1 protein-coding gene (only partly in view) is annotated in these 12017 nt (G+C 34.1%); it reads left to right on the plus strand.

Translation table 11 applies throughout. The features are described 5' to 3' along the window. Window positions 1–12017 carry the beginning of an Ig-like domain repeat protein gene (locus PXD04_RS14350; RefSeq protein ID WP_323735515.1) on the plus strand. 16510 nt of this gene lie beyond the right edge of the window, so only the first 12017 of its 28527 coding nucleotides appear in the window; the start codon lies at window positions 1–3; the stop codon falls past the right edge of the window.

Consider the following 12017-nt stretch of genomic DNA (forward strand, 5'->3'; position numbering starts at 1 on the left):
ATGAAAATAAGAAACAAGAAACTGCTCTGTTTCTTCTTAGTCATGTTCATCACTTTATTATGTTGTTGCATAGTAGCTGCAAACGATAATGTAGCCAACAACACAACAACAACACAACACAAAGAGGTAACTGTAAAAACAGTTCAAAAAGATATAAACAAAAATAATGGGGAGACAATAAAAACAACAAACACAAAAACTCAAAGTGAAGACAATACTATCGAGGAGACGGATGATCAAAATGAAATAGAAAAAGAAAACAAAACAAATGCAAAGGCGATAAACAAAGCTAAGAATACAAGTACAAACACCAAAAGTGCAACAAGCATAAATGGATCCTATGTACTAAACGGTGATATAACATTAAGTGATGGCTATTCACTTACTGCTGATTTCTCACTTGACGGACAGGGACACACAATAACATACACTGGAAGTGGAAATCTTTTCACGAGCAATGGATATAAAGTAACACTATCCAATATTGTAATAAGAAATGTTCCAGGATATGTGATATATGGTGGTTATGGTCATAATTTAACTGCCTGTGAATTCTATGATTGTAATGGAATATACAAGTTTGATGGTGGATTAGGTAATACTGTATTAATAACGACAACAAATTGTTATTTTAGTGGCACGAAAGCTCGAGCATTTGATGCTCAAGTTACAGGGGGCACTACAGGAAATATATTTGTTGCATACACATCCATTTTTGAAAACTATGTTAATCCAATCTTTTATTGCTTTAATAAAGGACAATTTAGAGGTTCTAACTTAATTTTTGGAAATACGATTGCAACTAATGCTGCTTATGAAAATAAAGCGGAAATACAATATCAAGGAAGTAAACCAACAGTATCTGTACAAAAGAAAGCTTTTGATACGAATATAGTTATCACTGCACCTGATGTTCATGTTAATCAGACGAATAATGTAAATGTAAGATTAACTGCTACTATGGATGATGGTACTATTGTAGGTATTCCTCATGAAAATGTGACAATTAAAGTTACTTATGCTAATGGTAGTATACAGAATTTAAATGGTATAACCAATATGAATGGTCAGGTATATTTGACCAGTATGAATGGTGATGCTACGGTACCGGTTATTGCAGCTAAAACTGGTGTTGTAAGAGTAAATGTAACATTTGCCGGATCTCATTGGATTGTTGATACGTCAACAGGAGAACGGTTATATCATGCAGCAACTAAAAGTCAAACTTATAATGTGGTAGGTATTCCAACTACAACAACATTATCTTTGAATGATTCTAATGTTGATAAGGGAGATAAAGTAAAACTTACTGCAAGTATTGTTAATAATGATGATACTAGTGTAATAGTTGATGAAGGTAGTGTAACATTTTATAGGGGTAATACTCAGATTGGAACTGCAACAGTTTCTAATGGGGTAGCAACTCTTGATTACACAACAGATACTTCCGGTACTTTCAGTATTAGAGCAGTATATGGTAGTGCTGATAATTATAATACAAGTACTTCAACTGTTAGTTCATTAACTGTTAGATCAAGTATTAATATGCAGTCAAGTATTGTATTTGTTAATGAGAGTAGAGTAGTTGTTCAATCAAGATTAACAAATGAAAACGGTAATCCTATTAATGGTGGATATCTTAACATCACATACCGTGTTAAAGGATTAGTTGCTACTGATAATACTAAAACACATTATAGTATAGTTGATGATTTAGTAACAGTTAGGAATACAACTAATTCACAAGGATATGCTAATCTTACAATAGATACTAGATATGCTGGTCATTCAAATTCATATACTTATGTTGAAGCAGGACATTATGATGTGAACTTTGAAGGAAATAGTCTTTATGAAAGCACTACTAGTGAAGTAGTGTTTGATAAATTCTCAGATGTGAGAGTATCTTTCCCTAGCAGTATTAATCCTAATATAGTTACTGATGATAATGTTAACTATATCTATTATGGTAATATGGGTGAAACATTTAGGTTCTATGCACTTGCACAGAATACTACAAGTCCATATAATAATATTACACGTAGTACTGTTCGTTTCTGGATGGAAGATGGGAATGTTACAAAAGGTGAATTTTACACAGCAACTCTCAGTGAATCATATCATCTTTTCAATCCTTATGCCTGGCATATAAATGGTACTAATACTAAATTAAATGTTACATTACTAGAAGATAACTTGTATTATGCAAGTAGCACTATCTATTTGGAAGTAAAACCTAAAATGAACACAACTTTACATTATGAGTTTGTTAATACTACTTATAATGATGTGACTTTAAGGGTTAAAGTTGCAAATACAAGTGATGCAGGTCAGGTTGTACCTGGTTCTGTTGTCATTGTTAAAAGGGATGGTACGGAAATTGCTCGTGGTACAACAGCAGCTGATGGTTTCGTGAATATTAAAGTTCCTGGTATGGATGTTGGCAGTTCACCTGCATTAGAACTATCATATGAGGGTAATGTTTCTCATAATGGAAACACTACTAATATTCCAGAGGGTAGTGTTGTAATTGTTAACCGTGATGCTGATGTTGAAGTAGAAGATGTGATTACTGATTACATTAAGTCAACTGTAACTATTACTGCTAATGTTATTGATGCTACTACTGGTGATGATTTAACGGGTAGTGTAACCTTTAAGAAGGATGGTACTACAATTGATAGTGTAACTTTGGTGGAAGGTCAGGCTTCAATTACTTATACTATTGCTGCTAATGAGACTGTAACTATTACTTCAGTATTTAATGGTGATAATTATAATGAGGCTACTGGCTCAACTACTGTAAATGGTATGTTAATTCCTACGGTTACTTCATTAGGGACTATAAGTGCTAATGTGGGTAAATCAGTGGATATTACTGCTACTGTGGTTAATAACACTGCTCTTGTAAGTGAGGGTAATGTTCCTCAGGGAAGTGTGACCTTCAAATATGGTGACCAAGTTCTTGGTACAGTTAATGTAAATAATGGTCAAGCTAAGCTAGAAAATGTTGTGTTTAATCATACTGATAACAGTAGAATTACTGCAACATATAATGATGCATTAAATATTTATAATGCTTCAGAGTCTAGCAGTACTGATGGTACATTAATAGTTAGTCAGGGTAGTGCTCATATTGCATTGCAAAGTGAATATTCTGGTTATTATGGTGATCAGGTAACTATTACTGTTAATGTTACTGATGTTAATAGTGGTAAGAATATTGCTGATGGAAGTATCATATTCAATGATGGAAGTAACCATGAAATACAATTAAATGGTAATGGTCAGGCATCATATACTTACACTATTGGTGATAGTAGTAAAGTTGTTATAACTGCAACTTTAAGTAATGCTAATTACACTACTGTACAGAACAGTACTAATGTGTCCAGAATTATTAATGATACTACTGTAACTATTAGTAATGTTCCGGACACTGCTTCTGTTAGTGAAAGTTTCACTTTTAAGGTTAGACTTAACACAACAGGTAATCAGGCAGTTTCCGGTAGAACAATCATTGTTAGAGTAAACGGGGAAGAAATTACTGGTTTATCACAAACAAATGAAAATGGTGAAATTAGTGTAACTTATACTCCTAAGAACAATACTAGCATAGTAATAAATGCTACCTTTGAAGGAGATAAAAACTACACAGCATCAAATGCTATTGATTCATCATTAACTAGTGATAAAATTAACCTAATTCCAACCAAAGTAACACTTAGTATCAGTCCAACAACTGGAACAGTTTACAGTCCAATCACAATAACAATTGGACTAACAAACAACACAAACACTGCTGATAAAACAGTAAACGGTACAGTAACAGTACACATAGGCACTCACACAGAAACTGTTCAAATTAGCACAGATACTCCTACAAAACAAATAACATACATACCAGAAAATAACTCTACATTAACAATATATGCAGAATATGCTGGTAAAGAAGGAGTATACGCATCTAACAGAACAGCCGATAACGAAGTTGAAGTGGATCTTATAGACACTAACCTGGAAATCACTGTTCCAAGCAAAGTTAACATAAGCGAATCATTCAGATTCAACATAACACTAACTAATGCAACAGGTTCAAACGATAAGATTAATGGACTGGCTGACAAAATCAACGCAACAGTAAACAACGAAAAAGTAACGGTATACTATGACACGGACAACCAGATTTATTATGCTATTTACACTCCAACAAGCAACACTAACGATTTAGTCTTCAATGCAAACTTCACTGGAGACAACAGGTATAAAGCTAAACAAGCAACTGCTCAAACAATAGACAAGGAAAATATTGGCCTTATCTCAACAGTCATGAGCATAATTGTACCGGAAACTGTAAAAGTAGGAACTGAATTCACATTCAAAATCAACCTAACAAACAGTTCTGGAGAAGCAATACCTGGTCAAAGTATCAGTGTAAAGATTAATAACCAAACATACAGTGGCGAATTAACTTATGCAGACGGACTTTATCAAGGTAAATACACGCCAAACAATAATAGTGACATTACTATAAACGCATCCTATGCAGGTACAAACGTATACAATGCAACCGATGCATTTAATGACACATTAACAAGTGAACATATTAACCTAACAGGCACATCCCTGGGAGTTCAGTATCCAAGCACAGTCAATGTAAGTCAATCAGTCGTATTGGTAATCAACTTAACAGACGATTACAACAACCAACTGGACACATCTAACATCACAGTTAAAGTAGATCACAACGAAATAACTACTGGAAGAACAGTTAGTGCTGATGGTAAAACATTAACAGTAACCATTCCAACCAGTAAAGATGATAGATTAACAATTGACGTGGAATATCCTGGACTTAACGGAGTATACAATGCTACAAGCAAAAGATTCACAGTTGATGTTGTTAAAATACCTACAACAACCACAGTTACAACAGTAAATAATACTGCAGGTAATGTTAAAATCAATGTTTCCGTAAAAGGAGATGATGGCATTGACGTTACTAATGGTAATATTACAGTTATAGCTAATGGTTACACATACAGTCCAGTAGCATTAAATGGAGCAAAAGAAATTACAATATCATTAACTAACCTAGTTACATATGGTAATTTCACAATAAGTGTACAGTACTCAGGTAATGACACATATGATCGAAGTAATGCAGAGAGTATAAGTCCTATAGAAGTTCTTCCACAAAACATTACATTCACAGTCACGGCCAATGAATCAGTATATGTAACAGAATATGTTAACATAACAGGTATTCTAAAAGACGGATTCGGTAATTCAATTAAGAACAGGCAAATAAGAGTAACAGTCATAAATGAAGCCGGATCTATCTATGAAGAAAATGCAATAACAGATGACGAAGGTGTTTATCACATTTCATACCCTACATCCAAAATTGGAACGTATAATGTAACAGTATTGTTTGGTGGTATGGATGGTATAGAAAGCACAACTCGTCAAACAAACTTCACAGTAAATCTTATTCCAACAAGGACAGTTGTAAGTGTTAACAATAACCTTACAGGAAACTTCAGTATAAGCGTGAACGTAACAGACAACAGAAAAGGACATACAGATACCCGTGTAGAAACAGGTAGAATAAAAGTAGTAATCAACAATGATGAAACAAACCCAGTTTATCATAACATTACTGGTGCTGAAAGTATAATTCCATTAGATATTCAAACCAATGCTACAACAAACATACTTGTAACATATGAAGCAAATGAAATGTTTAACACTAGCAGTGCAGATGCATTTGATGTTAATGCTCGTGTAAAAGAAACTTACATGTCACTAACAGCATCACAGAATACACCATACAATAAGACAATCACCATAAACGGTACAATCATGTGCGAATGTGGTAGAGGCGTACCAAATGCAGATGTAATACTAGTATTTAATGGATCATACACTCATGAACCAGTAAAAACAGATGAAAATGGTAAGTTCAATTTCACAATTCCTGCCAGTCAAATAGGTAACTTTGAAGTTAACGCATCATTTGACGGATTTTATGGAATGTGCTATCCTTCCAATGCTACTGCAACTTTCAATGTAACTAAGATAATAACCGATACGGAAGTATTAATTGGTGATGAAAGCTCATCAGATTTAAGAGTATTATTCAAAGTATATAATGAAACAACACCAGTAAATTATGGTATTGTAAAATTATATGTTGGCGAAACTCTTATCGATGAAATAGACTTAAGCAGTTCTGCAAACCTACATGATGCTAACGGTTTTGTTGCAAAAGACTACTCAGAAGAATACCTTAGAAATAAAGGTATAACTGGTGGAGTAACTAGTGTAAAAGCAGTTTATGACGAAAACAATTACTACCTTAACAGTAGTGACGAATATTCTGGAGCACTAGGTAATGCAAATATCAAGGTAACAGTAAACCAGACAAGTATATTTGTAGATGGCAGCGTAAACATCACAGTTAATGTAACAGACCATGAAGGTCATCCAATCCGTGGAACACTAACATTAAACATTAGTGGAAACACCACAACAGTACAAATAACAAACGATGACCATGGTATTTACAGTATAATATACTCAAACACTGCATCAGGAGAGTACAATGTAACTGCAACACTGGACTCAGCAATATACAGTACAGTAAGTAACAGTACAAAATTCAATATTACTAAAATACCTACAAAGACCAATGTAACCATACATAATGATTCATGGGCAAATGCAAGTATTGACGTAATAGTATATGACGCTCGTACAAATACCACTATCAGTGAAGGAACATTAAACGTCGTAGTGAATACGAACCCATTAAGTCCTGTACCAATAACTACAACTCCAACAAATATAATGATACCTACAAACTATGCAGGTCAATTCGCATTAACAGTAACATATCCTGAAACTCCAAAATACCTGAGCAGTATAGGAGTAGAAGATGGAACTGGAAACGAAGTTGTAATTAACATACACAAACACGATGCAAACCTCACCGTAACAACCAACAAGGCAACATACAGTGTCGGCGAAAATGTTACAATCAGCGGATACTTATATGATGTAGACACAGGTCTTCCAATAGGTGGCAGACAAGTAAGTGTTGTAGTTAAAAACAGCACAAACTATGCAGTCATAGCATCTTTCACACCTACAACAAGTCCTGAAGGATACTTTGAAATAAATCGTACCTCAACTGTTGCAGGAACCTTTATTGTGAATGCAACATTTGAAGGAACAACCGAAGCTGGTATAAGTAACATTAACTCAGTAAACAATAGCACAGAATTCACCATAAACAAGATTCCAACAACCACCACTGTACATACATTAAACAGTACCTATGGTAATATAACAATCAGTGTTAATGTTAAAGGAAATGATGGACTAAACATCACAGAAGGAACTTTAACAATCAAATTTGGCAATCTTGATGAGTTCACAGCACAAATAACCGGAAACGAAACTGTTATAACACTACCTTCACCTGGTATAGGAGATTACAACCTTAACGTATCCTACCCTGGAAACACCAAGTATGTTGAAAGCAACAATACAGAAAGTAGTGTTACAAGCATAACAGTACAAAAACAGACTGCAACCATAACCGTCACAGCAAACCCTACAAATCCTACCGTAGGAGATACAGTGAAAATCAGTGGATATGTTTATGATGGCATTAATAACCAGACAAACCTTATTAATGGTGTTGTAAACATAACCTTTGTTGACAGTAATGGTAACCCAGAAACAGTAACAGTAGAATTTAACAATTCATACTTTGAATACAATAGACATACAAAATATGCTGGACCAATTAATGTAACAGTTGCATACATTAATGACACATTCATTAACTCAACAGCTAAAACATCATACACTGTAAGTAAAATACCTACAAACACTACTGTAAGTATTCACAATGATACTTATGGAAAAGTAGAACTTGCAGTAACAATAGCTGATGCAAGAAATGGTAACCCAGTAACATCAGGTAAATACAACCTGTCAATAAACGGAATAGTTCAAAATGATTTATCCTATGGACAAGACAACAATTGGACTAACAGTACAACATTCATCGTACCAGTAACCACTACAAGTCGTGAAATCAACGTAACCTTAAATTATACGGGTGACAACACACATGAAAGCAGTACAGGTAAAGATGAAAATGGTGTGACACCAATAGTTATTAACTCCAAAAATCAGACAGCAACATTAACAATAAACGTTAACACCACCGAAACATATGTTGGTGAAACAATAAATGTTAACGGTACACTTATTGATGGACTACGCCAGGTAATTGACGGCAAAATTAACTTAACATTTACCAATGGAACACACACTGATATAAAAGAAGTAAACGTAACAAATGGTAGATTCTCATATAACCGTACAGTAAACATGACTGGAACAGTAAACGTCACTGCAAGCTACCTTGGAAATGACCATATCAATCCAGTGAATAATACTGCACAATACACAATTGATAAACTACCAACAAGTGTAACAATAACCGTTGTTAACAACACAGTTGGAAACTTAACAATAAGTGTAAAAGTAGATGAAACATACCATAACCTGGTACTAGATGAAGGAAACATCACAATACAATATGGAAATACCATAATCAGTGATGCAAAGTTAAATGGTACAACAACACTATTTAACATAACAAGTACTTCACAGGCACCAATAACAATAATCGTAAACTTCACAGGAAATCTTACACACGAATTCAGCACTAACAACATTAACACAGGACTACTTGAAAGACAAACAGGTAACCTTACAGTAAGTGCAAATGACACGGTTAAAGTTGATCAGACACTTACAATAAATGGTACATTCCTTGATGGAATGGGTCAGGCTGCTCAAAGAGAAATCACAGTATACATATATAATTCTACAGGAGACCTTGTAAAAGAGATTCCTACAAGTATCACAAATGAAGATGGAACATTCACAGTACCATATGTACCAACCAAAAACGGAACATACACAGTAAATGCTTCATATATCGGTGGAGACATAATTGCACCAATAACTTCAGAACCATACACATTCACAGTAGAAAAAGTTAATACCAGAACAAATGTAACAGTATTAAACACTACTGCAGGAAACGTAACAATAAAAGTTAAAGTAACCGATGAATATGGTAACAACATAACTAGTGGAAGATTAAATGTAACAGTTGACGGAACTAGTGACATTAAGGAATTCACTAATGTTGATGAATACACATTAAAACTTGAAGGAATACTTACAAACGGTACCCATAGTGTAACTGTCGAATACCTTGGAACAGATGACAAATACAATCCAAGTAAAGCTAACTCAACCGGTACAAACCAGGAGTTAACCAGTATTGATGTTCTAGTACAACAATCATCAATCACAATATTCAAGGATGCAGTCAAAGTTTATGTTGGAGACAACATAACCATTTACGGACGTTTAACGGATGGAATGGGCAATGCTATTGAAAACGCAGTAGTTAACCTAACATTCGCTGACATGAATGGAGAAAACCCTGTGAAAGTATATAATGTAACAGGTACTGGTGGATGGTACTATTATCATAGAACAACAGAAATTGACGGCACTATAAATGTAACAGTTTACTATGATGGTGAAGAAAACAAAATCATTTCTTCAACAAATTCAATCACATACGATGTTGAAAAAATACCAACAAAAGTATATATTAACACATTAAACGAAACTCTGGGAAATGTAACCATCGAAACATGGGTAACAAGTCAACTAAACTCTAGTGAAAATGTAACAGATGGAACTTTAACAGTTTATATCAACAATGAACCATACCAAACACTTAACATGAGTACTTTAACCCCAAATGAAAATGGAAGGTACACTATAACATTAGATGCTGACTATAATGATGGAGAAAACACAGTAAGAGTAGTTTACAGTGGAAATTACAAATATGCTGGTAACGAAGAACACAAAACTGGAAGATTACATAAGGATGATGTAACTATAAACATCACACTTGACAAGGATTCAGAGTTTGTGAACAACAACATCAAAGTGAACGTATCAGTAACACACAATGACAATCCGGTGACAAGTGAAATAAACATTACAATACTCAACTCAACAGGCGGAATTGTAAATGTTATCTCAAACAATGAATACATAAACAACAAAGTATTCACAATAACAAACGACACTGCAGGCATATACACTATCCGAGTTGAATATCCTGGATCTGTCATCTACAATGCATTAAATGCTACAAAAACATTCACATTAAACAGATTACCAACAGAAACATTAGTTGATGTGGTAAGCAATGTGATAAACAATGTAACAATTAGTGTAAAAGTAAATGACATACAAAACAATGAAATTGTTAAAACAGGTCAGTTAAGCATAACAGTTGATGGTAACCAACAAGAACCAGTAAACGTAAATAATAGTGGAGTAACCATTATAAGATTACCAACAACAGGTTCAAGTGTACTGGTAACAGTAAGATACATTGAAAACAACCATTATAATGGAAGTCTTGGACTAAATAGCACAAGTCGTGAAGAATTTACAAACATTACTCTTTCAAAACAGCCAACAAATATCACAATAGAAGCAACACCTAACGAAACATTCATAGGAACACCAATAACAATAACAGGAAAACTCATAAACCCATTAGGTGATGTGAACAACCAAAACATTTACATAACAATCAACAACACAAGATACCAGACAACCACAAGCGCTGATGGAAGTTACACATTCACATACGATGCACAGACAAGTATAAGTAATGGAAACGGAACATTCACAGTAACAGTGGACTACGATCCAAATACAAATACAGTAGCAAACGCATCACACAACACTACAACAATAAAAGTAGATAAAATCCCAACAAACTCAAGTATTGAAATAATTAACAATACTGTTGGAAACATCACAGTAAATGTTAAAGTAGTGAATGCAACAAATGGTGGATCCGTAACAACCGGAACAGTAGAATTCTATGATAAAGATAACAATCTAATCGGAAGTTATCCAATAACAAAAGCTGAAAACATTATCAAACTAGGAAACATCACAACAACAGGTAACATACAAGTTACAGCCAAATACATGGAAAACAATATGTACTTAGCAAGTGATGTGAAACTGGATGATGATAAAACAAAATCATTAGAAAACATTACAGTAAGTAATCAAACAGCAACTATACTAATTGATGTACAACCAACAAGCGTTGAAATAGGACAATCCGTAACAATTAACGGTACTCTTAAAAACGGTATGCTTGAAGACATCAGTGGAGAAAACATAGTTGTAATAAGTATTGATAACCAAAACTACACAGTAAATGCTACTAATGGTAAATTCAGCCTAGTTAACATTACATATACTCAGGGAGTTAAAAAGGTTAATGCCACATACCTTGGCAGTCCAACAATCGGCAGTGTAACAAGTGAAAGCAAAGAGTTCACAGTAAACCTTATTCCAACCAAAACAGTTATCGGAATAGTTAACACTACAGTTGGAAGTGTTGTAATAAAGGTTAATGTAACAAACAATACTGGAGACATTGTAACAACTGGAAAATTATCAGTTAAAGTTGGAAATAATGTGTCACGAACAGTACCTGTAAACAGTACTGGAGGAATAACACTCATCCCATTAACAGAAATAACCAGCATGGACAATGTAACAGTAACAGTTAACTATGTTGCAAATGAAGTATACAATGCAAGTGCTGGTGTTGATGTAAGAACATTAAGTCAATTAGAACCAAAACAGTCAGTGGACATAAACACTACAAGACACGAATCCATAATGGATGTACATGTACTAAAATCACCTGTAAAAATTGGAGAAAACATTACAATAAAAGGAACACTCGTTATTGATAATGGAACCAACGTAAACAATGGTACAACAGGCGATAACGAAATAGTACAAATCTGGGTTGGAGATGTAAATGTAGGAAATGCTACTGTAACTGATGGTAAATTTGA

Origin of the sequence: Methanosphaera sp. ISO3-F5 (assembly GCF_034480035.2) — an archaeon.
Taxonomy (GTDB): domain Archaea; phylum Methanobacteriota; class Methanobacteria; order Methanobacteriales; family Methanobacteriaceae; genus Methanosphaera.